Origin of the sequence: Glycomyces buryatensis (assembly GCF_004912275.1) — a bacterium.
Taxonomy (GTDB): Bacteria; Actinomycetota; Actinomycetes; order Mycobacteriales; family Micromonosporaceae; genus Glycomyces; species Glycomyces buryatensis.
The window spans coordinates 85,360-107,210 of record NZ_STGY01000054.1; the positions used below are offsets into that span (position 1 = coordinate 85,360).

The 21,851-nt window shown below is 67.1% G+C and carries 24 protein-coding genes; 11 read left to right on the plus strand and 13 right to left on the minus strand.

What is annotated here, in order from left to right; translation table 11 throughout:
* Positions 1-47 precede the first annotated feature (47 nt).
* A complete protein-coding gene (locus FAB82_RS13845) occupies positions 48-1,136 on the plus strand; it encodes a LacI family DNA-binding transcriptional regulator (RefSeq protein ID WP_136535123.1) in 1,089 nt (362 codons plus the stop codon).
* 205 nt (positions 1,137-1,341) lie between these two features.
* On the opposite strand, the gene FAB82_RS13850 is transcribed toward FAB82_RS13845, so the two are convergent.
* The 5 genes from FAB82_RS13850 to FAB82_RS13870 all read right to left on the minus strand — a co-directional run bounded on the left by FAB82_RS13850 (position 1,342) and on the right by FAB82_RS13870 (position 6,875).
* Positions 1,342-2,634: a CshA/CshB family fibrillar adhesin-related protein gene (locus FAB82_RS13850; protein WP_168801592.1), complete on the minus strand. Its 1,293-nt coding sequence runs from the start codon at positions 2,632-2,634 to the stop codon at positions 1,342-1,344.
* Positions 2,635-2,774: 140 nt separating this feature from the next.
* On the minus strand, positions 2,775-4,145 hold the full coding sequence (locus tag FAB82_RS13855; protein ID WP_136535125.1) for a hypothetical protein: 1,371 nt from the start codon (positions 4,143-4,145) through the stop codon (positions 2,775-2,777).
* Positions 4,146-4,160: 15 nt separating this feature from the next.
* Positions 4,161-5,564, minus strand: a complete 1,404-nt coding sequence (locus FAB82_RS13860) for a hypothetical protein (RefSeq protein ID WP_136535126.1) — start codon at positions 5,562-5,564, stop codon at positions 4,161-4,163.
* 83 nt (positions 5,565-5,647) lie between these two features.
* Positions 5,648-6,136: a hypothetical protein gene (locus tag FAB82_RS13865; RefSeq protein WP_136535127.1), complete on the minus strand. Its 489-nt coding sequence runs from the start codon at positions 6,134-6,136 to the stop codon at positions 5,648-5,650.
* A gap of 178 nt (positions 6,137-6,314) precedes the next feature.
* Entirely contained in the window at positions 6,315-6,875 is a 561-nt protein-coding gene (locus FAB82_RS13870) for a pentapeptide repeat-containing protein (RefSeq protein ID WP_136535128.1), read from the minus strand.
* A gap of 137 nt (positions 6,876-7,012) precedes the next feature.
* On the opposite strand from FAB82_RS13870, the gene FAB82_RS13875 reads away from it, so the two are divergent.
* The 6 genes from FAB82_RS13875 to FAB82_RS13900 all read left to right on the plus strand — a co-directional run bounded on the left by FAB82_RS13875 (position 7,013) and on the right by FAB82_RS13900 (position 10,634).
* Complete coding sequence (locus FAB82_RS13875) at positions 7,013-7,486, plus strand: hypothetical protein (RefSeq protein WP_136535129.1); 474 nt, start codon at positions 7,013-7,015, stop codon at positions 7,484-7,486.
* 62 nt (positions 7,487-7,548) lie between these two features.
* The gene (locus FAB82_RS13880) at positions 7,549-8,103 is read left to right on the plus strand and encodes a hypothetical protein (protein ID WP_136535130.1); all 555 of its coding nucleotides are present in this window, start codon (positions 7,549-7,551) and stop codon (positions 8,101-8,103) included.
* 107 nt (positions 8,104-8,210) lie between these two features.
* Positions 8,211-8,675: an SUKH-4 family immunity protein gene (locus tag FAB82_RS13885; protein WP_246039639.1), complete on the plus strand. Its 465-nt coding sequence runs from the start codon at positions 8,211-8,213 to the stop codon at positions 8,673-8,675.
* Positions 8,676-8,681: 6 nt separating this feature from the next.
* Positions 8,682-9,152 (plus strand): SUKH-4 family immunity protein, encoded by a 471-nt coding sequence (locus FAB82_RS13890; protein ID WP_136535132.1) that lies wholly within the window; start codon positions 8,682-8,684, stop codon positions 9,150-9,152.
* A 78-nt stretch (positions 9,153-9,230) separates the two neighbouring features.
* Positions 9,231-9,740 carry an HAD family hydrolase gene (locus tag FAB82_RS13895; RefSeq protein ID WP_246039642.1) on the plus strand — a complete coding sequence of 170 codons (510 nt, stop codon included), beginning with the start codon at positions 9,231-9,233 and terminating at the stop codon, positions 9,738-9,740.
* Positions 9,741-9,836: 96 nt separating this feature from the next.
* Positions 9,837-10,634, plus strand: coding sequence for a TIGR02569 family protein (locus FAB82_RS13900; protein WP_246039643.1), 798 nt, complete (start codon positions 9,837-9,839; stop codon positions 10,632-10,634).
* A 335-nt stretch (positions 10,635-10,969) separates the two neighbouring features.
* Here FAB82_RS13900 and FAB82_RS13905 read toward each other — a convergent pair whose 3' ends face one another.
* Positions 10,970-12,175, minus strand: a complete 1,206-nt coding sequence (locus FAB82_RS13905; protein WP_136535135.1) for a hypothetical protein — start codon at positions 12,173-12,175, stop codon at positions 10,970-10,972.
* Positions 12,176-12,434: 259 nt separating this feature from the next.
* On the opposite strand from FAB82_RS13905, the gene FAB82_RS13910 reads away from it, so the two are divergent.
* From FAB82_RS13910 to FAB82_RS13920, 4 genes are all read left to right on the plus strand, one after another.
* Positions 12,435-13,052: a hypothetical protein gene (locus tag FAB82_RS13910; protein WP_136535136.1), complete on the plus strand. Its 618-nt coding sequence runs from the start codon at positions 12,435-12,437 to the stop codon at positions 13,050-13,052.
* Positions 13,053-13,640: 588 nt separating this feature from the next.
* A complete protein-coding gene (locus FAB82_RS27145) occupies positions 13,641-13,814 on the plus strand; it encodes a hypothetical protein (protein WP_168801594.1) in 174 nt (57 codons plus the stop codon).
* A 1,108-nt stretch (positions 13,815-14,922) separates the two neighbouring features.
* Positions 14,923-15,324, plus strand: coding sequence for a hypothetical protein (locus FAB82_RS13915; protein ID WP_136535137.1), 402 nt, complete (start codon positions 14,923-14,925; stop codon positions 15,322-15,324).
* Positions 15,325-15,518: 194 nt separating this feature from the next.
* Positions 15,519-17,663, plus strand: a complete 2,145-nt coding sequence (locus tag FAB82_RS13920; protein ID WP_136535138.1) for a (Fe-S)-binding protein — start codon at positions 15,519-15,521, stop codon at positions 17,661-17,663.
* A gap of 47 nt (positions 17,664-17,710) precedes the next feature.
* Here the strand turns inward: FAB82_RS13920 and hepT are convergent, their stop codons facing one another.
* From hepT to FAB82_RS13955, 7 genes are read right to left on the minus strand one after another with little or no spacing between them, the layout of a single operon-like run.
* On the minus strand, positions 17,711-18,139 hold the full coding sequence (gene hepT, locus FAB82_RS13925; RefSeq protein WP_136535139.1) for a type VII toxin-antitoxin system HepT family RNase toxin: 429 nt from the start codon (positions 18,137-18,139) through the stop codon (positions 17,711-17,713).
* On the minus strand, positions 18,136-18,549 hold the full coding sequence (locus FAB82_RS13930; RefSeq protein WP_136535140.1) for a nucleotidyltransferase family protein: 414 nt from the start codon (positions 18,547-18,549) through the stop codon (positions 18,136-18,138). Before FAB82_RS13930 ends, hepT begins: the two co-directional genes overlap by 4 nt.
* Before the next feature lie 41 nt (positions 18,550-18,590).
* Positions 18,591-19,046: a nucleoside deaminase gene (locus tag FAB82_RS13935; RefSeq protein WP_246039640.1), complete on the minus strand. Its 456-nt coding sequence runs from the start codon at positions 19,044-19,046 to the stop codon at positions 18,591-18,593.
* Between the two features lie 17 nt (positions 19,047-19,063).
* Positions 19,064-19,570: a tRNA adenosine deaminase-associated protein gene (locus FAB82_RS13940; RefSeq protein ID WP_136535141.1), complete on the minus strand. Its 507-nt coding sequence runs from the start codon at positions 19,568-19,570 to the stop codon at positions 19,064-19,066.
* A 20-nt stretch (positions 19,571-19,590) separates the two neighbouring features.
* On the minus strand, positions 19,591-20,049 hold the full coding sequence (locus tag FAB82_RS13945) for a hypothetical protein (RefSeq protein WP_136535142.1): 459 nt from the start codon (positions 20,047-20,049) through the stop codon (positions 19,591-19,593).
* Complete coding sequence (locus tag FAB82_RS13950; RefSeq protein WP_136535143.1) at positions 20,042-21,412, minus strand: PrsW family intramembrane metalloprotease; 1,371 nt, start codon at positions 21,410-21,412, stop codon at positions 20,042-20,044. The genes FAB82_RS13945 and FAB82_RS13950 overlap by 8 nt, the downstream gene beginning before the upstream one ends.
* A complete protein-coding gene (locus tag FAB82_RS13955) occupies positions 21,409-21,837 on the minus strand; it encodes an STAS domain-containing protein (RefSeq protein WP_136535144.1) in 429 nt (142 codons plus the stop codon). Before FAB82_RS13955 ends, FAB82_RS13950 begins: the two co-directional genes overlap by 4 nt.
* Positions 21,838-21,851 lie beyond the last annotated feature (14 nt).

Sequence of the window (21,851 nt, forward strand, 5' to 3'; positions counted from 1 at the left end):
AACGGAGCCCGAGGTGATGCACGATGACCGAGACCGCCCGAGGAAGCATGGCTGACGACGACGCCGCCCCAGAGTCGTTTCCCGCCCCTCCCCTGGGGAACGGGCGGTCGGTGCGCAGGCGCGGTGCCGGGCGGCCGACGCTCGACACCGTGGCGCGCCACGCCGGCGTCGGCCGGGGCACGGTCTCGCGCGTCATCAACGGCTCCCCCAAGGTCGCCGAGGACACCCGGGCCGCGGTGCTCGCCGCGATCGCCGAGCTCGGATACGTCCCCAACCAGGCGGCGCGCACACTGGTCACGCAGCGCACCGACACGGTGGCGCTGGTCGTCACCGAGTCCCAGGAGTGGCTGTGGAGCGAGCCGTTCTTCGCGGGCGTGCTGCGCGGGATCACCGAGCAGCTGGCCGAGGAGAACATGCGGCTCATGCTGACGTTCGCACCGCGGGACGGCAACCGCTCCGACCTGGAGGCCTACCTGATGGGCCACCACGTCGACGGGGTCATGATGGTCTCCAGCCACGGCGGCGACCCGCTGCCGGAACGCCTGGAGGACGCGGGCGTCCCGATCGTGCTGTGCGGGCTCCCCGTCGGGCTGCGTCCGGTCGCCTACGTCGACTGCGACAACCGCTCGGGGGCCCGGCAGGCCGTGGAGTACCTGGCCGAGAAGGGCCACCAGCGGATCGGCATCATCTCCGGCCCGCAGGACATGGCCGTGGGCGTGGACCGCCTCAACGGCTACCGCGACGGCCTTCGCGGCCACCGGCTCCCGGTCGAGGAGAACCTGGTGTCCTACGCCGAGGGCTTCGACGAGGCCAGCGGCATCAAGGCCGCCCGGCAGCTGTTCGACACCGCGGGCGAACTGGACGCGGTCTTCGCGGCCTCCGACCCGCTGGCCATCGCGACGCTGCGGGTCGCCCGGGAACGGGGCATCACGGTCCCCGACGACCTGGCGCTCATCGGCTTCGACGACTCCCCCCTCGCGGAGGTCTCCGAGCCGCCGCTGACGACGGTCCACCAGCCCACCGAGACGATGGGCCGCGAGATGGCAAGGCTGCTGTGCGGCCGGGTCCGCGGCGAGGAGGACGGCCCGCTCGTGACCATCCTCGGCACCCGCATCATCGTCCGCGAGTCGGCGTAACGGCCGTGAGCCCGGCCGCCTGACCGCGAAGGGTGCGCCGAAAGACGCGCCCGGCCGTCATCGCCGTTGTCGGCCACGATCTCCGCGCCGGCCGTATCGCCCCGGTCCTCGGGCACAGCGCGCTGCGGCGCGGCACCGAAACCCGGTGCCACGCCGAAACCGCTTGAGTCGCTGCGGGTCTCTCCAGGAGGTCCCTAGTGGACCGCTACCAGACCTTCCTGGTGACCCGGCGGGCCAGGACGATGCCGATCACCGCCAGCGCGAGCCCAGTCAGGGCGGCAATGGGGATCCAGCCATTGCCGGTCTGCGGCAGTTCCCCGCCGTCGGCTCCCGCCGGATCGCCGTCATAGCCACCGCCTCCGTCGCCCGGGTCGACGGGTTCGGGGCCGGTATTGGTGACGTCGCATTCGACGAGGTCGCCGGTATTGACGGTCAGCTCCACGGATTCGGAGGTCGGGTCCCCGGTGATCTCGGCTGGATCGACCTCGGTGCCATTGCGGGTGCAGGTCCAGGACCGGTCGTAGACGTCGGGACCGGAGTCCCCCGTCATGGTTTCGGAGAAGACGACCTGGTTCCCGGCGACGCTGGTGAGGATCGGCTGGGGCCCGGATTCGGCCGAGTCCGCGGATCCGGTCTCGGCCGAGGCGACCACCGAGCCGTCGGAGTCGTCCACGGCCTGGACCCTGAAGTTGTCGGAGTCGGAGGCCCGGTTCTCGACGGTCTTGCCGACGTCGACCATCGCGATCATGACGCCGAACATGACGCCTTGGCGGGACCCGGCGATCCCGTTGCGGTTCAACAGTTCGACACCGACCTCTGTCGGATCCTCGGTGGTCACCACGAGCACTCCCGCACCGCCGCGGGGTTCGGAGCCGCGGCAGGTCACCGAGGTGGTGCCGAGCCCGGTGAGTTCCTGGTTGCAAGCCTCGTGGAAGCCGTCGGGGGTGATCTGGGCGAGGCTCACGAGCGGGTCGGAGGAGGTGTAGGTGAATCCCTCGCCGCCGTTGGTGGATTCGGCGTCGGCCATGACGAAGGAGTAGCCGCTGGTGGTCGTCACCCCGTTTCGGCTGACCGTGATGTTGTCCATGGTGAACCGATTCAGGGAGAAACCGGAGGAAGTGGCGTCGCCCGTCTGCTGGTAGAACGCGGGCGAGCCGGGGGTGTCGAGGTAGGCGTGGTTGCCGATGACGGCGCCGGACCAGGTCGGGACCGGGGTGGCATCGACCGGGCGGAGTCCGTCGTCGCCGGGCGCCAGGTTGAGGGTGAATTCGATGGTGATGCCGCCGCCGAGGTCGATCTCCATGTCCTGGCCGGTGGTGGTCGCCTGGGTGAAGTCGAAGCTGCTCATGTCGATCCAGCAGATGGTCTCGGCATTCGGTCCGCCGGTTCCGAAGCCGCACCCGTTGGCGTCGGCCTGTTCTGACGGCTGAGCGGACGCCGGCGGATTCGCCGCCTGCGCCACCGCTACGGCGGACGCCGCGAGCAGCCCTGCGAGCATCGCAGCGCGCCTCTTTCCTGGTCGCATTCGATGCTTCCCCTTTTATCGGCAGTTGGACACGGTTCGGCGCATCGTACAAATCAGAACATTGAGGACGCCGCCGAAACGCCGTTCGCCTTAGCGGGGGTTTTCCAGCCAGCTCATGAGGGAAGCGGTGGCGGCGGTGAGGTCGGGGGAGTCGCCGACGACTTTGCGCAGATCGTCCGGGGAGCAGGCCACCTCGTCCGACAGCTTGGCGATGTCCAGGCAGTGTGCGGGGCGATGCCGGTCGCCTGGTACGCCTTTAGCTTGTGGTGGCCGTCGATGACGAAGGCGACGGCGTCCTCCTCGTCGTCGGCCCGGGAGGCGCGCAGGGTCAGCACGAGCGGGCGGGCACCGGCCCGGATCATGCGCGCGTATTCATTGACCGTTTTGCCGTCCGGCGGCGGCCACTGGTCGGTCACGACCAGCGACGCCCCGAAGTCCGGGGTGGTGATGCCGTAGTGCCAGCTCGCGTAGCGGGACTCCGCGCCCAGTTCGACGTAGTACCGCTCAGGGACCCAGCGCCGGAATCCGTACCGGCCGGGTGCGAGGAGCCGCCAGACGGCCGAGAGGGGGTCGGCGGCCGAGCGGGGATCGGGTGCCCGCAGCCAGTCGCTGAGGCGCCGCAGCTTCTTGCGGAAGCGCGGGTCGCCCGAGCGGACCGCCAGCCGGTCGCACGTCCTGGTCGAGGCCCAGCCCTCGACCAGGTACGGCTTGCCGCCGATCAGCAGGGCGCTCGCCCCGTCGCGGCCGAACACCGAAACCAGGCCATTGCCTCTGCGGTGCTCCACGACCCGGTAGTCGTCCTTCGGCTCATTGAGGTGGTCGAAGTATTGGGCGGGGCCGGGCGTGTCCACTTCGATGACGACGCACAGGGGTTCGCGGCTCGCCTTCATATAGGCGGCGAGTTTGTGGTGTCCGTCCAGGAGGTAGTAGACCTCCGAGTCGGAATGGGTCAGGACCACCGAGGCCGGGTTCCGGCCCTCGAGGGAGATCAGCCTCCGGTATTCGGCGACGACGCCTGCCCGGGGCGCCCAGCGGTTGACGGGGACGATCGCGCTCCGGTCGCTCCTGTCGTCCATGCCCGCGTACCAGGTCCGGGGCTTGTCCCGTTCGGTTCCGACGATGAACGGCTTCGGCAGCGTCGCGAGCCCGATCGCATACCGATCGGGGGCAAGCAGATCGAGCAGCGGCCGCAGGGGAACGGTCGGGTCGTCGCCCGGCTCGACGTGGCGCAGCCACTGGCGCAGCGTGTCCCATTCCGGCGGCTCGACCCACGCCTCCACCTGGTGCAGCGGTTCGGGATCGCGCGCATACGCCAGCCGCTTCGCCATCCACACCAGCGAGCCCGAAGGCACCTCGCCGTCCTCGGCGATGACGTCGCCCGCCAGCTTCAACCGGAAGTTGTACGGGCCGCCCTCGATGCCGATGGCGCCGAGGCCGTCCGGCACGTCGACCGTGCGGAAGGTTGGGGGATCGCCGAAGCGCATTGCGATGCCGTCCGTTCAGATCCGGTGCGGGCTCCGCAGCCAGCGCATGAGGTTGGCGGCATTGGCGGTCAGGACCTCATCGCCACCGAGGACGTCGCGCAGGTCCCTTGGAGCGCAGGCCACCTCGTCCGACAGCTTTGCGATGTCCAGGCAGTGCGGCGCAATCCCGGCCTCGCGGTACGCCGCCAGCTTGTGGTGGCCGTCGATGACGAAGGCGACGCAGTCCTCCTCGAGCTCGTTCTCCGCCTCGGGCGGGGAGGCCCGCAGCGTCAGCACGAGCGGCCGGGCGCCGTCCCGGATCATGCGCCGGTACTCGCTCACCGTCTCGCCGTTGGCTGGCGGCCACTGGTCGGTCGGGATCAGGGCCGTTCCGCTGCAAGGGGTCGAGATCCCGTCGTACCAGCGGGCGTACCGGTTCCCATGGAACGGCTCGACGTAGTACTGCCTCGGGACCCAGCGCCGCAGCCCGTAGCGGCCGGGCGCGAGCAGCTTCCAGACCGTGCGGGTCATCTCGGCCGCCGAGCCGGGGTCGGGTTCGCGCAGCCATTGGCTGAGGCGGCGCATCCGCTTGCGGAAGCGCGGGTCGCCCGAGCGCACCGCCAGCCGGTCGCAGGACCCGGAGTCGGTGTAGCCCTCGACCACGTACGCCTCACCGGCGATGCGCAGCGCGCTGGCTCCGTCCTTGCCGACCACGGAGAGCAGGCCGTCCCCGCGGGTCTTGATCTCCACCCGGTACTCGGTGCTCGGCTCATTGAGGTGGTCGGGGTAGCCGAAATCGGAGTCGGGGTTCAGTTCGATGACGACGCACAGGGGGTCGCGACCGGCCTCCATATAGGCGGCGAGCTTGTGGTGGCCGTCCAGGAGGTAGTAGACCTCCGAGTCGGGATGGGTGAGCACGACCGAGGCGGGGTTGGCGCGCTGGGTAGAGCACCGGTCTTTGTATTCGGCGACGACGTCCGGCCGGGGCGACCAGTGGTGGACGGGGACGATCGCGCTCTGGTCGCGCTTGTCCTCCATGCCCGCGTACCAGGTCCGGAGCTTGTCCGGTTCGGTCCCGACGATGAACGGCTTCGGCAGCGTCGCGATTCCCACCTCGTACAGGCCGGGGGCGAGCAGGTTCAGCAGGGGCCGGAGCGGGACGGTCGGGTCGTCGCCCGGCTCGACGTGGCGCAGCCACTGGCGAAGTGCGTCCCATTCGGGCGGCTCCAGCCACTCCTCGATCCCGTACACCGGGTCGTGCGGGCCCGACAGCCGCTTCGCCATCCATTCGATGGAGCCCGACTCGACGGCCGCGTCCTGGGCGATGGGGTCGCCCGCGAGCTTCAGCGTGAACTCGTGGCCGCTGCCTTCGATGGCGATGGCGCCGAGGCCGTCCGGCACGTCGACTGTGCGAAAGGCGGCGGGGTCACCGAAGGGCATGGGGGCTCCAGACGTAGGTACAAGAAAGTCCGGGGTTCAATGTACGAACCCCGGACCTCCCTATGCGACTTGCTGTTTGATCCTCAGCGGTCGCACCACTGCTTCATCTCGTTGCTGACCAGGATGCCGATGACGATGAGGGACAGCACCAGTCCGATGCCGCTGCCGATGTAGGTGCCGGTGAAGTCGGCGCCGTGTTCGGCAAGGTTCGAGTAGGTGCCCTGCATGAGGGCGTAGCTGAGGCCGGTCAGCGCCAGGCCGACGATTTCCAGGACGAGCGTGCCGGTTCGGGCCGAGCTGCTGCGCTGGGTCAGCTTGACGGCGAAGACGGCGTAGAGGATGACCCAGATGATCGTCTGGATGACGCTGAAGGCGACGAAGGTGCCGAACCAGTCGGGCAGCAGTTCCTGGGCGCCGGGGTTGTCGCTGAGGGCGCTATTGGTGGCGCCGAGGCCGATGGCGGCGCAGATGCCGATTCCGAAGCGGATCCAGAGCAGGACGACGACGAACTTGCCGCCGCCGGGCATGTTCGAGAACCCGGGCGGGATCTCGGGGGTGGCGTGGTTGGACATGGTTCGGCACTCCAGGGGGTCTGAGGTACTTGGGGCAACACTGATCGTAACGATCCCTCGCTTGACGTGGGGTACGAGCGGATCGCGCGAACAAGGGGAGCGTAGAGCCTGTCTGCGGGGACCGGTCCCGCCGTCTCAGTGGGACCTTAAGCGTCTACCCGTACTGAGTTGACTTTGACTAATCCGTGGCCGTTCGTCTCAAGTGGCCAAACCCGTCCTTGACAGGGCTTGGCTCCACACTCCAGCCATCGGGCAGGAAATGGCCGTTAGCGAAGGTTAGGAGGACATCCTGGCCTTCAATCCGATCCACCAAGTCTGTGTGCTCTCCGAGGAAGCGTCCGCGGAACTCTGTTTTGGCGAAGAGCGGTATGCCAGAGAAGGTCGCGAACCCAATTTCCGCCCCGCCGGAGAAGGTCGCGCCCTTGAAGTCCACGAAGCCGAGGAAGGCCACGTCCTCAAAGTTCGCGTAGTCGGGGAAGTTCGCGCCCAAGAAGTCCGTGCTGCTGGAGAAGGTCGCGCCCTTGAATACTGCGAAGCCGGGGAAGTTCGCGCCCCTGAATGCCGTGGCGCCGAAAGAGGTCGCACCCAAGAAGTCCGCGCAGGTTATGTGACACCCGCTGAAGTCGACGGCATCGAGGTAGGCGTTTCGCAAATTCAGGCGGGAGTGCTCCCAGAACAGACCTTCCTCGGCTAGGGGGTTGAGGTGGCGTTCCAGTATCTCCTGGGCAATCAGGCGCACCTCGTGTTCGGCCTCATTGCTCTGGGAAGCGGGCGGCGGTGGGCCGATCGGTTCGAACTGCCTGGCGGAGAGCGAATCATTGGTCTCCGGTTCTGTCGGCGTGTAGGGAAGGCAGCTCCTCCGGCTTCAATGAGGACATGCCGGCGCCGGTCCAGAACGCGGACGGTTCATGGACCATCCACATGCGCTCGCAGAGCGACTGGAACGGGCAGGATTTCCAGACGAAGGCCGACCACCTCCAACAGCTCGGCAAGGACGGGAAACTGGAAATGACGGTCGGCGAGAAGGTCAGTCGCAGCAGCCACCACACCAGGGACTGGCGCACGAACGCCGAAGAGGAGATCCTGAATACCTCCGCAGACCAAGCCGAAGTCAATCGGCGTATCGCGACACTGGACTCGCAGCAGATCGACCACTTGCATGAGCTGCAGCTTGGCGGGAAGGACGGCGCATCGAACCTCTGGGCGCTGGACGCCGCCACCAACCACGGGATGGGCGGTCAGATCAACGGCCAGCTTCAGCAGATCCAAACCATTGCGAAGAACGATCCCAATTTCAAGGATGGCGACAAGATCCCCATCAAGATAGAGATCTTGCCTCCGAAGCCGTAGCATGACCGCCGGAAGTTTCGAATCAGGCTAATGCCGTCCCCGGCCACATGAAGGAGACCCAGATGAACGACGATGACTTCGATTCGCTCCAAGACAAGGTCGCCGAATTGCGGTCGTCGCTCCCCGGGATGCGGACGCGATGGGATGCGAGTCCCGACGAATATGAATTCGTCGAAATCGGCGACGGCGCCGCGCTCTCCGAACCCGACCAGTATCCGCAGGATCTCAATCGACTGAACTCGCTCTTCGGATCCGCCACGTTCGGAGCGATCGACTTCGACGGCGAGGAATACTTCGAGGCTGAGACACCCGTGGACTTCAACGGCGACCGGATCGATGACATCGATTGGATCAGGATCGGCACCGTCAACCACGAGGATTCGATTCTCGTGGACAAGGCCACCGGGCGCACCATGGTCTACTTCCTCAACTACGGGAAATACGGCTGGGACAACGGTGTCATGATCGATTGCCCCTCCCCGACAATGTTCGTCGACACCGTCTGCTTCGGTCCCCGATATCGCGAGATAGAGGGGCCTGTCGAACTCCAAGCAGAATCATGGTGGGAAGACGACCCCTGGTACAATTACCTCCGCGAACGCGGCTATCACCAATAGCATTCCGGCGTATATCGAGCAACGATTGGAGAATGATGGCAAGCCGAGATGAATTTATCCAGGCCTGGGGCACGGACAATATCGTGACCTATCCGCGAAGCGAGTGGATGGCCGACTTCGACGCCCCCGCCGAATCGTACCCGGATATAGACTTCCTGCCCGCCGACATGTCGGTGGTCTACACCAGTGAGATCAAAGGGCAATTCTCGCGCTATGACCGAGTCAACCTCGAGATGGGCCCTGACGGCACACTCCAGTTGCTGATCATCGGCGCCGTGCCGGCGGACGCTGCCGCCACCTTCTTCGGTTTCGATGCCGGTTCAGGGCGGATCTACCTGCTCGGCCTCGAAGGGCCATCCCTGGAAATCGTGAACTCGAGCCTTCGAACACTCGCCGAGTTCCTGTACCACTTCGCGCACTTCATCGACGAGGATGCTGGCCTGGGCGGCCGGGCCGCGCGAGCCAAGGTGTTGCGCGAGAAGCTGACCACGATCGACGCCAGGGCGTTCGCCGACTCCGAATCCTGGTGGTCGATCGCTTTCGCCCAGCTTGAAGGAAGATTGCGAGCTTAGCTGACCATGGTTACGTTCCCCCGTGAACAGTGGATCGCCGACGGCATCGCCCCCGACTCCCTGCCGCCTGGCACCGACGTTCCCTCCGCGCTCGACCAGCTGTTCACCACGACCCTCCCCGACAGTGTTCCGCTGTTCGCGACCATCGAGCTCTCGGCCGACGGCACCGACCTGGCCGTGCGGCTGATCGTGCTCGGCGCGGTCGCAGACAGTCCCGGAATCCTGTACGTGCTCGACCCGGTTCGCAGCGAGGTGCTGCAGTTCGCCCCGGCGGTGAACAGTGTTCGAGGGGTCAACACGACGTACCGCGATTTCGTGGACTTCCTGCAGCGCATCAACACCGAGCTCGACCGTTGCGACGGCGACTTCGCCAAGGCCCTCGGTGACGACCTACGCCAGACCCTGAAGTCGATCGACCCGCAGGCTTTCGAACCGGGAAACTGGTGGCCTATGGTCTTCGAGCGCCTCTCGAACTGAATACGGTCCAGCAATCCCGCCCCAATACTCACCTTCGCTGCGCAGCAGCGCGAACGCGCTCGGGAACTCCTCGCCCACATCGGCGCGTCCACGAAAGCCGGTCTCTCCGACCAGGAGGCCTCCGCATGGTTCGCCGGGTACCAAGCCCACCGCCACGCGTCCCAGGCACCGTTCCCCGACGCCGAGCCAACGCTCAAGAAACTCGCGCCCGACTTTCGCCTGGGCGTCGTCTCCAACTCCTCCGCCGACCATCAACGCCACAAACTCGACACCATCGGACTCCTCTCCTACTTCGGCGACCGGCTCATATGTTCGGATCAGCACGGCGCACCCAAACCCGCCGCGAGCATCTTCCTCGCCGGCTGCACCACGCTCGGCCTCCAACCACACGAGGTGGCCTACATCGGAGATAAGTACGACACCGACGCGATCGGGGCGCACCAAGCGGGCCTCCACGGCTTCTGGCTCGACCGAGCGAACGACAATGCCACCACTACGGTCAACGCCGACATCCGCGTCATCCACTCGCTCAACGAACTCCAGGACATCCTCACCGCACGAAACTCAGAATTGCGACTGGAGTGCTAATCGTTGTCCCGCCGGTTGATCCCCGTAGGTGTGCGGCAACAGGTCGCAAAGCGGTTGAAGTTCCAGCGGCACCGTCGCTAGAGTCGGCCGGTGCGAATGCCCCCATCCGAAAGCGTGCTCGAAGCATTTGGCGCGGCCGCTGATCCGGAGCTGCTCGACGGCGGCCAGGGCCATACCTGGCGTGCCAGCAGCATCGTGCTCAAACCTGCAGGTCTTGCCGTCGAATCAAGATGGCGGGCTTCGGTCCTCGAGACGTTGCCTGATACGGACCGGTTGCGGATCGCTCGCCCGGTGCGCGCCGCCTCCGGCGACTGGCTGCACGAAGGTTGGGAAGCCTGGCACCATACCCCCGGCCGCACCGACCCGAAACGGTGGGACGAGGCCATTAAGGCAGGTACGGCTTTCCACGAAGCTATCGCCACAGTGGCCCGTCCTGATTTCCTCGAGGGCCGCGACAACTGGTGGACCCGCGCTGATCAGGCCGCATGGAGCTCGGAGGTGGTCGAGGAAGTCCCGAGTTTGCGGCGTCTGATGGAGGCCCGCGTCCCGGTTCAGGTCCGGTCCCAACTCGTCCACGGTGACGTGCTCGGCAATGTCATCTATACACCGGGCCAACCGCCGACGCTGATCGACTGGGCACCGTACTGGCGCCCGACCTCATGGGCTGCGGCCGTGGCAGTGGTCGATGCGCTCTGCTGGCATGGCGCCGACGAGGCACTCATTCAGGCTTGGTCGTCGTTGGAGCATTGGGCGCAGATGCTGCTGCGGGCCTTGCTGTTCCGCATGATCACCGATCTGGAGAGCAGTCGGGCGAGAGGAAAGGTCTGGCAGCCCCATCCGGCCTACACGCCGGTCGTGAAACTCGTGTTGGTCTGCGCCGACTCGGCTTCGTAGCAGCAGTCCGAAAGTCATTGGGGTGCACGGGATCATCCTTGGGCGACGGGATCTGGCAGGCTGTCGGCTCGAGCGCGCTCGGCGGCAGTTTCATGATCGCCGTCCTTGAGGCCTGTGGCTATGGCGGTGAGTTCCAGTCCCACCTTCGTCATCCGCCTGGCCCATCGGCGATTTTCCCCAACGCCGCCAAGGATCGGGGCCAAGACGTCACGATCATCTGGCCAGACGGCGCCCGACGCGGTTAAACTTCGCGAGCTGGCATCGAGATACGAGCGCCCGTACGGATCAGCATCACCGGACACATGAACCTGACGGTCCACACCGTCAATCTCGCATCAGTCTTGCCAGTAGAAGAGCAGGGTGCGAAGGTCGAGTGGTGTGCGATCACCGAAATAGTAGACGCAGAGCCCGGTGACGGTGATCGAGCCGAGAGCCTGGTCAATCCAGCGGAAGCCGGCCGCCTCGAGCGCGTCCCGCGCGACAGTATTCGCGTCGTCGCCGGTAACGAATCGACCGAGGGTGCTGACGCAGACGCTGCCGCCCCGATGCTCGATCACGTGATACGTACCGTCGCCTTGACTGTGCTCCTCACCGCACGAGACGGGGGGCTTCGGTGCGAGGTTCACTGACGCAAGCGCGGTTGTCGCGCCTCGGAGTTGGTCGTGCTCGTCTGGCGGCAGCACTGAGTCAACACAGATCGCTTCGAGGCGCCAACGCGGATCAGTCCGTGCTTTGCAGCCGGGTACGTACTCACCCACGATCGCGCTGCGAATCTCGTTGTCGAGGCCGCTGACCTCGACCCGAGGCCGCCCAATCGAGTCGTAGATCGCCCGAATCTCGGGGAGGCCGCCACCGAGGCGATACAGCGCGCACGCGGCCCACAGCGTCGCATCGGTCGTCGGCGCTCGTTCAACATACGCACGGACCCCCTCCGCATCGTCGACGAGGGAATGGGCGAGATGCGCAACGCCGACATCGGGATCCGCGAACGCTTCGGTCACATCGCCCCCAGCACGATGCCGCACGCGCACGCGAAATGCGCGATCTTCGGGCCGTTCGTCACCGAGATCAGCGACGATTGCCGCGACCCCGTATCGCGCCACGAGCGCGTTCAGCCCAACCTCTGCGACCTCGCGGCGATGCGGCCACGGATCGTTCGCCAGCGTCGACAACTCTCGCGCGGCCGTACGATCGCCGAGCACCCCGCGGCCTTTCAGGATCGCCTCAGGCATCCGGTATGACTTCTCGGCCTGTCGATCCTGGTGCCGCAGCCACGGCAACAGCTCCTCTCGATTCCCGAGCAGGTCGAGGAGAGCGATGCGCACCTCGGTCACATCATCGGGATCTCGAATGCGCTCCATCAACTCGGCTACGAGCACAGACGGAACGCGTCCTGCGAGCGCGAGCACGCAAGGCCTGCGACGCCACCACGGGTGCGTCGTATCGATCACGTATCGAGCGAGCTCCTCGGCATCGACCTCGAGCAGGCCAACGCCGTCGGCCTGTCCTGCGGTCGGGATCAGTACATCGATGGTTCCCACACCCACTCATGCTAGTGGTCGTGCGGACGGAGGGACATTCCCTCGGTATCGAAGCAGCCCAGTGGAAGGCAGGAGGGGCACACCCACTGAGACGGCAGGCAAATTTACAGACCCGCTGGACCCGAGCATGTCAGGGTCTCTCAGGCGGCGCTGGCAGCGGAGTTCCCGACTGCTTGACCCACGAGTTCTCGTGTCAGCGGCTCGGTTTCGTCTTAACCGGGCCACTGACGTCTGCGACGACCGCAGGCACACTGAAGCCATGGATTCCTTCTACGCCCAAGCTGCCCCATGGGGTCGCCCTGTCGTCGACGACATCCCCATGCCGCCGTTCACGACCGCAGCCGGACACGACCGCTTCACACGGCTCCTGCAACTCCACGTCGCCCTCATTGACAACCTTGGGCAAGCGCTGTCATCCAAAATGCTCAGCAACGCACTTGAACCAACTGGTCCGCGGTCGATGAAGCTCACCCGGCTCGAACTCGAGGTCGCCATGGCGACGTTCTTCCCCGCACCGTGGACACCCGGTGCGCTCTCCGACGCCCTCCACGTGTTCAACCGGTCCGCACCGAACACTTACGGGGGAGGCAAATGGATCTGGGAGAGCGACCCGCACTTCATCGCTGAGCCGCGCAGCCCGCAAGGCTGGGAGGTCGAACGCGGCGAAAGGGGCCGATCCTCACCCGAGCTGACCCTGGAAACCGACAGTGACCTGGTGCTGCTGTGGATGACCCATTTCACGAGCCAGCGTCCGTACCCGTACGGCTGGAGCGTCAAGGAAACCGACGTCGCCATGCTCGCCGAGGCAGCCCAGGCCACCCGCGACATTCACGGCAGCAACACCAGCCGACTCCACATCGTCAAAAGCGTTGAATGAACGGGGGCCGGAGACCCGCAGTGTAAAGCCGCCCACTCCAGATCCCCATCGGAACAGCACCACGTTCGAGTGCGGTCTCGGGAAGCACCGGCGCGAGGTCGCGAGCGCGACACTCGCGGCCGTACCGAGCGTCAACGCGGCCAGGGTGAGCACGGCAGGGTGCAGTCCGGCGCGTGCGACGAAGTGCGCAAGGACGGCTCCCCCGTACTGGTTCAGCTGCGCCGAGTGGCGGCCGCCGCCGCAGTGGACCTGGTAGAGCTTGCCAGCTAGGGGTGCCACCAGTCGCTGCCGCATTAGACGGTGGGCCTGGAACTCGTCGGAACCTTCAACGACGCTCCAGCCCAGGTGGACCTGGAAGTGGTCCTGAGACTCACGCGAGAAGCCAGGGCCCTCTGGCCGCTGGCGGGTGTGAAGCGCTGCGGAGCCTGGACTCAGGTTGTCGGAGGGAGCGAGTGATAGGACATGAGGACCGGTGCGAGGTCGGCGACGCAATTCCGTAGCGCGTCCTGCACCTGGCGCTCATCCTCCTTCGTCGGTGTTCCCCGCTGCGCGACGGCGAGAGCGAACCGTTCTCTGTACAGAATCCCGTTGCGAACGAGTACGGCGGAGCAGTGGATATCCGGGATGGTCTCGCCGTGCTCAGTGAAGATCCGCCTGCTGCTGCCCTCCGACAGGATGCGCGCCGTGGTGGCCAAACCGCCGCTGCGCTTGAACGCGCTGGCGCTGTCGATCCCGACCGGCCTGAAGCCTGGGAACTACTAGCCGCACACCACCGCGACCAAGGCGACACCGCCAGAGCCGACGAAGTCGAAGCCCGCACCAGGCACCGTCGTGAAACCGCCCGCCTCGCAGGCCACCGATCACCGGGACCACACCGGTAGTCGGGGGAGCCTGTCAATGGGCAGTGGGGATGCTTTCGATTACGGTCCGGTGACTGATTCTGTCTCCGATTCCCTGCAGTCCGCGGGCACTGAGGCAACTTGTCCGTCACTAACGAGCATGACCTGTCCGCTGTCAATCCAGCGGTCCATAGTTGACGCCGACGCGGCGCGTGACGTCACGCAAGCCCCAGACACAGGCTGCCCGTCCGGAATCCCTAGAACACCTCACGCTTCACTTCAGGCGCATAACTTCAGCGAGAACCTCCACGGACGTGAGTCGTTGGCAGTCTTTCGGGGCCAGTCACTTCCGCAGCGGGCGGGGTTCCGTCCGAACAGAAGTTTTCGGACCGGTAGTGCTTATCTGGCCTTTCGTGTCGGGTTTCGCATGGTTTGGCAAGTCGGATCGCAGGGCATTGATTTGGGGAATCTAGTTCGAATAATTCTTCAGTACCTCCGGGCCGCGAACCAGAGGTGACCACCCATCCGTTCCCCGACCATCCGGCCGAGTGCCACCGCGCCCGCCAAACCGGAAGTACCGGCGGTAGCGGCAGCACTCCCACAGCGATCGGCATCGCCCAGGTCCGGGCTCCCGCTCGGCCGGTTCCGCCTCCCGATCCGACTCCGGATCCGGCCCTCTGTCCGGCTCTTGCCGATCCCGATCCCGATCCCGATCCCGGGCACGGGCACGGCGTGCGCCGTCCGCACACGGTCCTGCGTCCGCGATCCTCTCCCCCGCTCAGTCGCGGCCGCGCGTCCAAGCGCCGCGAAGTCGTGATCCGCTACGGGATGGCCCACGATGCCGCACACCGCGTCACCATGTGGCCCAAAGCGAACTGGCAGGGCATGACCCCGTCCGACCTGGAACCGCCCTCCCGTTGCGACCGCTCTGAACCGCGCGCAGTTCCGCTCACCGTGGCACTGCCGTTCCGTCGGGCAATCCAGTCCCGGCTGCGGACCAACGCAAGCCTGGTGATCGGGGGTGCGGTGGCATGAGCGCCCGTCGAACTTCCCCGCAGACCATCCGGCACTCCTATCACCGGGCGCTCGCCGCGCTGCCGCTCCGGTCCACGATCGCGCAATTGCCGGACCCCTTGAGGCTCAAGACGGTCGGCGCGGCGATCGTGGACGACCGAACCGTGGTGTTCGGCGTCCACAACAATCGGCCCAGCCTGTGGATGACCGCCGAACACCAGCCGGGATCGGCCGAGGCCACCGTCTATCCGAGCCCGCACCTGCGGAGACCGCGAGTTGTGGGCTACGTGACCGGGCTCGTCCTCGGCAAACCGGACCTGTGGGTCTGCGACCCCGAGTCCTGGAACTGGGTGCTCGGCGGCGACGTCAGCGCGCGGACCGAATCAAACACGGCGATCACCTGGCTGACCCAGTCCTGACCGGGCGCCCGCACGGGCACGGGCACGGGCACGGGCTCGGCTACGTCACTCCCGGGGCCGGGTGGGGACGCGCCCGGCCCCGCGCCTCATCGCGGCCGGGTTCCGGCACCCGGGGGACGGGGCCGTTCGACAGGGTGTCTACCGACCAGTAACATGTATCGTGATCGGGAACACCGCATCGTCGAGAGGTCGTCATGGGCGCCGTCCAAATCGTCACCGCCTCGATTGCGATCGCCTATACGGCGGTCGCGATCGGGCTGTTCGTCCGCACCGGTATGGCCATGCTGGCCACCCTCCGGCTCGGCCGCGCCGACCACACCCTGCAGGGCGATCGCGGTATACGCATTCGCACCATGCTCCGGGAGACCTTGGGGCACACCAGAATGCTCCAGTGGACGTGGGTCGGGGCCGCGCACTGGCTGGTGTTCGTCGGGTTCTTCTCCCTGTTCCCGATCCTGGCGCAGGCCTACCTGGAGACCCTGAACCCGGAGTGGACGTTGCCGATCGTCGGGCACTGGGGCCCGTGGATGTTGTTCTCCGAACTCATCGCCGCCCTGACCGGCCTCGGCATGCTGACCCTCATCGGGATCCGCCTGTTCAGCCAGCCCCGGGCCCACCGGGTGCCGCCGGAGGGCACCCCCTCACAGGACGGGCAGCGGTCCTCCTCGTCGCGGTTCGAGAACTCGAAGCAGTGGCAGGCCGTCTACATCGAGGCCACCATCATGGCGATCGTGTTGTGCTACTTCGCCATCCGCTCCTCTGAGGTGGCGCTCGGCGGGATCGAGACGTGGACCTCCCCGATCTCGGTGCAGATCGCGAACCTGTGGAGCGGGGCCTCGGAGGCCGCGCTGCACAGCGCCATCACCATCACCGCCGGGGTCAAGATCCTGGTGTCCTGGACGTTCTTCCTGATGCTGGCGCTGATCCCGTCGATGGGCATCGGCTGGCACCGCGTCACGGCGTTCTTCAACATCTACTTCAAGCGCAATGCGGACGGCGCGGTCTCCCTGGGCGCGCTCAAGCCGATGCTCATCGACGGGAAGCCGGCCGACTTCGAGACGGCCGACCCCGAGACCGAGCCCTTCGGCGTCAACACCATCACCGACTTCTCCTGGAAGGGCCTGCTGGACTTCTCGACGTGCACCGAGTGCGGGCGCTGCCAGTCGCAGTGCCCGGCGTGGAACACCGGCAAGCCCCTGTCCCCCAAGAAGCTCGTGACGGACCTGCGCGACCACCTCTACGAGCAGGCGCCGTATCTGAAGGCCGCGAACCTCGCCAAGGCGCGGGGCGGCGACGGGGCCGAGATCGAGCCGATCTCGATCATCGGATCGGTCATCGACCCGGACGTGCTGTGGGCGTGCACCTCCTGCGGCGCCTGCGTCGAGCAGTGCCCGGTCGACATCGAGCACGTCGACACGATCATGGACCTGCGCCGGCACCAGACCATGATCGAGTCGGCCTTCCCGACCGAGGCGCAGACGATGCTGCGGAACCTGGAGAACAAGGGCAACCCCTGGGGCGAGAACCCCGCCCACCGCCTGAAGTGGGCCGAGGGCCTCGACTTCGAGGTCCCGATCGCCGAGTCCGGCGGCGACTTCGAGTACCTGTACTGGGTCGGCTGCGCGGGGGCCTACGACCCCAAGGCGCAGAAGACCTCCCGGGCGGTGGCGACGCTGCTGCACGACGCCGGCGTCAAGTTCGGCGTGCTCGGCGATGCCGAGACCTGCACCGGCGACCCGGCCCGCCGCATCGGGCACGAGTTCATGTACCAGATGCTCGCCGAGCAGAACGTGGAGACGCTGAACGAGGTCGGCGCGGTCAAGATCGTCGCGACCTGCCCGCACTGCCTCAACACCATCGGCAACGAGTACGGCGAGCTCGACGGCAAGTACGAGGTGGTCCACCACACCGAGCTGCTGGCCGACCTGGTCGAGTCCGGGCGCATCGAGCCGGTCGAGCAGCACGAGGGCAAGCTCACCTACCACGACCCGTGCTACCTGGGCCGCCACAATCGGATCTTCACGCCGCCAAGGGAACTGCTCGGATCGTTCTCGGAGGTCACCGAGATGCCGCGCAACGCCGAGAAGTCGTTCTGCTGCGGCGCCGGCGGCGCGAGGATGTGGCTGGAGGAGCCGATCGGCAAGCGCGTCAACCGCGAGCGGGCCGACGAGGCGGTGGCGACCGGCGCGAACACGGTAGCGGTCGGCTGCCCGTTCTGCTCCACCATGCTCCGCGACGGCGTCGCCGACGCGGGCAAGGAGGACGACGTCGAAGTCATCGACATCGCCCAGCTCCTGGCGAGGAGCCGGGAAAGGCGAGCCGAGGCCGCGACCGAATAACTGAGGACGAGCAAGGGCGGCAAGGGATTGCCATGCCGCCCTTCGTCTCAGCTGACGAAACGAGCGACGCTTCGGATGTAGTCGCGGTAACCGGTGATCGCCATTGGCACCGCGGCCGCCAGCATTCCGGTGTCAGTCTCCAGATACTCGTGGATCAGGACATTGCGCATTCCGGTACTCGGGCCGAGGTTCGCGGCCATGTCACTGGAAATCGCTCCGGTCTCGACAACGAGTTCGAACGATTCGCGGTAGTTCTGAGCCGCTCGACCGAGGTGCTCCGCCGCCAGATGCTGATTGATTGAGACTGCAATGTCGACCACCTGCGTCACGATCCGCTCCACCGCCAGCCGGACGATGTCGTCCGGATCGCGGTGTTCCAGGTCGTCTGGGGCGATGCTCTCGAGCCGGTCGAGCAGTTTCCCCATGAGCTGCAAGCGTTTCGCGATAATCGCCTGAGTCCCTTGCGTTTCACTCACCGAGTCATCATCTCCAGGCTGAGCGCGCGCATAGGGGCGGTCTCGGCGTATTGGTTGAGTGCTGCCATGCGGACCTCCGCGAACCTTCCCGGCGTGTGCTCATAGATCGGAATTGTTCCGAGCAGTGCCTCCCGGCGGGCCACCGGGTCGGCCCGGTCGAGCACCATGACATCAATGTCGCAGGGCCCGGTCACCGCCGTCAGGGCCTCGTACAAATCGAGGAGCGCCAAACGGGAACGGCCTCGCCGGGTCGAAACGGCGATATCGAGATCGCGAGGCTCGGCCTTCCCTTTCGCGGTGGAGCCGAATACGACCAGCAAGTCCAAACCGTACCGCTCGCACAGCGCCGCGAGCTCACCGCTCGCGGCGGCTCGGCGTAGACGGTGCAGGCCCTCGATCGGCGTAGTCATGGGCATACCTTAGCTGCTCCCGGCCGTACCGGCATCGGGCTTTACCTCCCGAAGTAGGCCCTCAGAAGCTCCGCCGACTCCGCTTCGAGGACTCCGGCGTAGACGTCGGGGTTGTGGTTGAGGCGGGGGTCTCTCACTACGTCCCATAGGGAACCGACCGCTCCGGTCTTGGGTTCCCATGCGCCGAAGACGATCTCGCCCACCCGGGCCGCCACCGCCGCTCCCGCGCACATCGTGCACGGCTCCAGCGTCACCACCAGGGTGCAGCCGCCCAACCTCCAGCCGTCCCCATGAAGGGCCGCGGCCTGCCGCAGGGCCAGGATCTCGGCGTGGGCGGTGGGGTCGGCGAGGGCTTCGCGCTGGTTCGCCGCGGCCGCGAGTTCGCGGCCCTCGGCGTCGTAGACGACCGCGCCCACCGGGAGGTCCGCGCCGGAGGCGGCCGCGACCTGGAGGGCGCGGCGCATGCGGCGTTCGTGGACCTCGCGGCGGGCGGTCACGAGTCTGGGGGCTCTGCTTAGGCGCCGGTGGCCGATTCGAGGACCTCGGCGAAACCGAGGGCCTGGGCGACCTCTGAGACGACGTCGGAGGGCATCATGCCCTCCTTTGCGCACAACGCCAGCAGCGTCGCGCCATTGACACCGAGGTCACCGAGCACGTCGGCCTCGCCGACCGGCTCGGCGTCGAGTTCGGTGGGCCGAGCGGAGATCGACTCCTCGTCCTCGGTATCGATCTCATCGGTGTCCTCGGGCTCGAGGTCACCGAGAAGCGCCTCGCCCAGGCGCGACTGCGACGCGTATTCGGCGTCGGACCCGAAGGTGCGCAAGCCGTCACCCTCGTCCAGACGCATTACCGTCAGGTACTCGTCATCGGCGTCGACGAATAGCAGCGTGAGGTCGGCGTCCGGGAATGCCTCACGCATCACCTCGGCGGCGTCCTCGACATCGCTCACGCCGTCGAGGTCGACCTCGACGGCGTCCCATTCGTCGCCCTCCCGGCCTGCGGCCACAGCGAAATACGACACGATCCGTCCCCGTTTTCTTTTCAATGGACCAGCTTCTCGAAGGAGTCAGCTGTTCGAACGACCAATTGAAGGATGCGGCAACCTGTAGGTCGATGTAACCACAGGATCCAATCGCCGGTCAGCAGAAGATACAGCTCGACGGAAAGCCCGGTGACCCCGGCGGCCGTCCCTGCGACAGCCGCTACGCCGACTGCCGCTCCGCGATCACCGTAGCGCGCCAGCACGGCTGCTGCGACAGTTGCGATCGTACTCGCGGTCAAAGTCACCCAGGCGAAGCCCGCCCCCGTCATGGCCTGGCCTTCTCCGTCTCGCGCGAAGGCGAGCAGCCCCAGCAGGATCCACAGCGCGCACAGCGTCGCTCCGGCCGCTACGGGGCCGACCCGGACCGGGTGCGGCTCCCTCCAGTGCGGCCGCCCGCAGTAGCGGGGGACGCCGTGCGGATCGGCGGGCCACAGGCCCCCCGCGAACTCGTCACGCATGGGGCCCAGGGTACGCAGTCGACGGCGGAGCCATGGGCGGTTGCGGGGCCCAGTACGGGACGGGCATGACCGGCGCTGCGGGGGGCGCGACCGCTCGGACCTTCCCGTCGGGGAACGTCACGTGGTACTGCCGGCCATCCCACAGCGCGGGCGGCATGGCGCCGTCGCGGCCGGTGTAGCCGGCCCGGTCCTGGCCCATCCGGTGGAGGCCGGCGCCGATCTTCTGCTGGTCGTAGGGGGCACCGATCGACGCGAGGTCGAGCTGCTCGGACACGTCCGAGGCCGAGCGCTGGAAGTCCTTCATTGCCGCCTCGCCGCCCTTGCCGGCCACGCGCCGCGCCCACGCGCGGGCGGAGGAGCGACGGGAGAAGCTGGCGAGGGAGGCGAGCTCGGGCGGCGAGATGAGGCCGCCGGCGACGTAGGGGGCGAGGGTGGTCTGAGTGGCGCGCGCCTCGGCGGCCCGCAGCCACAGGGCGGCGCCGACCATGGTGAAGAACAGCGGGGCCAGGAACGCCGGGTACAGGGCGAACCAGAGCCCCGGCATGTCGATGGCGACGCCGAGGACCGAGGAGCCGTTCCACAGGGCGTGGAGCGCCATGCCGCACAGCAGCATGCCCACGATCCACGACGCTTGCACGCCCTTGCGTCCGGGGCGCCGCGCGGCCTTGCCCAGGCCGATGGCGGACAGGCCGGTCATGAGGGGGTGGGCGAACATGGTCACGAGCCCGCGGATGACGACCAGCTGGGTGACCAGGGCGATCCCGGCGGCCTCGTCGAGGGCGTCGGTGCCGGACAGGTAGGTGCCCGAGGCGTACAGGACGTTCTCCGCGATGGCGAAGCCCGCGCCGGAGAGTCCGCAGTAGACGAGGGCGTCGAGCGTGCCGGTGAAGTAGCGGCGCGCGGCCCAGAAGACGATGAGCGGCCCGGCGAGCTTGGTGATCTCCTCGATCACCGGGGCGCTGATGACGGCCGCGAGGCTCTCCGACAGGTCGTTCTCGACCAGCAGGTAGGCCACGCCGGTGTTGACGCCCAAGGAGATCGCGGTCGAGACGCACGCGCCCCAGCCGAGGCAGAACGCCAGGACGAGCCAGGGCCGGCGGCGGTAGCGACCGAGCCACAGGAACGCGCCGATGAGGATCGGGGCGGGGACGAGCGCGGCGATCAGACCGACGCCGGCCGCCTCGGCACCGGTGCCGCCGATGATCGCCCAGCCGAGGATCGCGGCCCCGGCGGCGAACAGCAGCAGCGCGCCGGAGACCGCCAGCGCCCGCCGCTTCTGCCTGAGTCCGATGGCGCCCAAGGTGATCCCGGCAGCGGCGAGCACGCCGGCGCTCGCCAGAACGGCGAGGGTGGTCTGATTCACGATGCGTTCTCTTCGCTGTCGGGGGCGCTCCCTGAGCCGGGGCGGGGGTCGGTACCGGCACCTGAGCCGGCATCGGGGTCGGCAGGGGCGGAGCCGTCGGCGTCGCGGCCGCGAATGACGAAGTGCTCGCCGATCCCCGAGACCGACAACAGCCGGTTGAGGAAGTCGCCGAGATTGGCGAGGACGAGCACCGCCCGGCCCCGAGTCACGGTGCGGGACAGGACGACGAGCGTGCCGAGGCCCCGCGAGTCGCAGAAGGTCACCCCGCCCATGTCGAGCACGACCCGCGCCGGAGCATCGGCCAGCGCCGTCTCCACGGCGCCGTTGAGGCTCGGCGCCGTGTGCAGGTCGATTTCGCCGGTCAGCGCCACGATCGTCTCGTTCGATTCGCGGTAGACCGAAATGTCGAGCTTTTGGTGTACCACAGGGCCAACCCTAG

What these genes read in the sequence shown, in the direction of transcription:
- FAB82_RS13845 (WP_136535123.1), top strand. Translation starts at nt 48, where the DNA reads ATGGCTGACGACGACGCCGCCCCAGAGTCGTTTCCCGCCCCTCCCCTG.
- FAB82_RS13850 (WP_168801592.1), bottom strand. Translation starts at nt 2,634, where the DNA reads ATGCTCGCAGGGCTGCTCGCGGCGTCCGCCGTAGCGGTGGCGCAGGCG.
- FAB82_RS13855 (WP_136535125.1), bottom strand. Translation starts at nt 4,145, where the DNA reads ATGCGCTTCGGCGATCCCCCAACCTTCCGCACGGTCGACGTGCCGGAC.
- FAB82_RS13860 (WP_136535126.1), bottom strand. Translation starts at nt 5,564, where the DNA reads ATGCCCTTCGGTGACCCCGCCGCCTTTCGCACAGTCGACGTGCCGGAC.
- FAB82_RS13865 (WP_136535127.1), bottom strand. Translation starts at nt 6,136, where the DNA reads ATGTCCAACCACGCCACCCCCGAGATCCCGCCCGGGTTCTCGAACATG.
- FAB82_RS13875 (WP_136535129.1), top strand. Translation starts at nt 7,013, where the DNA reads ATGCCGGCGCCGGTCCAGAACGCGGACGGTTCATGGACCATCCACATG.
- FAB82_RS13880 (WP_136535130.1), top strand. Translation starts at nt 7,549, where the DNA reads ATGAACGACGATGACTTCGATTCGCTCCAAGACAAGGTCGCCGAATTG.
- FAB82_RS13885 (WP_246039639.1), top strand. Translation starts at nt 8,211, where the DNA reads ATGGCCGACTTCGACGCCCCCGCCGAATCGTACCCGGATATAGACTTC.
- FAB82_RS13890 (WP_136535132.1), top strand. Translation starts at nt 8,682, where the DNA reads ATGGTTACGTTCCCCCGTGAACAGTGGATCGCCGACGGCATCGCCCCC.
- FAB82_RS13900 (WP_246039643.1), top strand. Translation starts at nt 9,837, where the DNA reads ATGCCCCCATCCGAAAGCGTGCTCGAAGCATTTGGCGCGGCCGCTGAT.
- FAB82_RS13910 (WP_136535136.1), top strand. Translation starts at nt 12,435, where the DNA reads ATGGATTCCTTCTACGCCCAAGCTGCCCCATGGGGTCGCCCTGTCGTC.
- FAB82_RS13915 (WP_136535137.1), top strand. Translation starts at nt 14,923, where the DNA reads ATGAGCGCCCGTCGAACTTCCCCGCAGACCATCCGGCACTCCTATCAC.
- FAB82_RS13920 (WP_136535138.1), top strand. Translation starts at nt 15,519, where the DNA reads ATGGGCGCCGTCCAAATCGTCACCGCCTCGATTGCGATCGCCTATACG.
- FAB82_RS13930 (WP_136535140.1), bottom strand. Translation starts at nt 18,549, where the DNA reads ATGACTACGCCGATCGAGGGCCTGCACCGTCTACGCCGAGCCGCCGCG.
- FAB82_RS13945 (WP_136535142.1), bottom strand. Translation starts at nt 20,049, where the DNA reads ATGCGTGACGAGTTCGCGGGGGGCCTGTGGCCCGCCGATCCGCACGGC.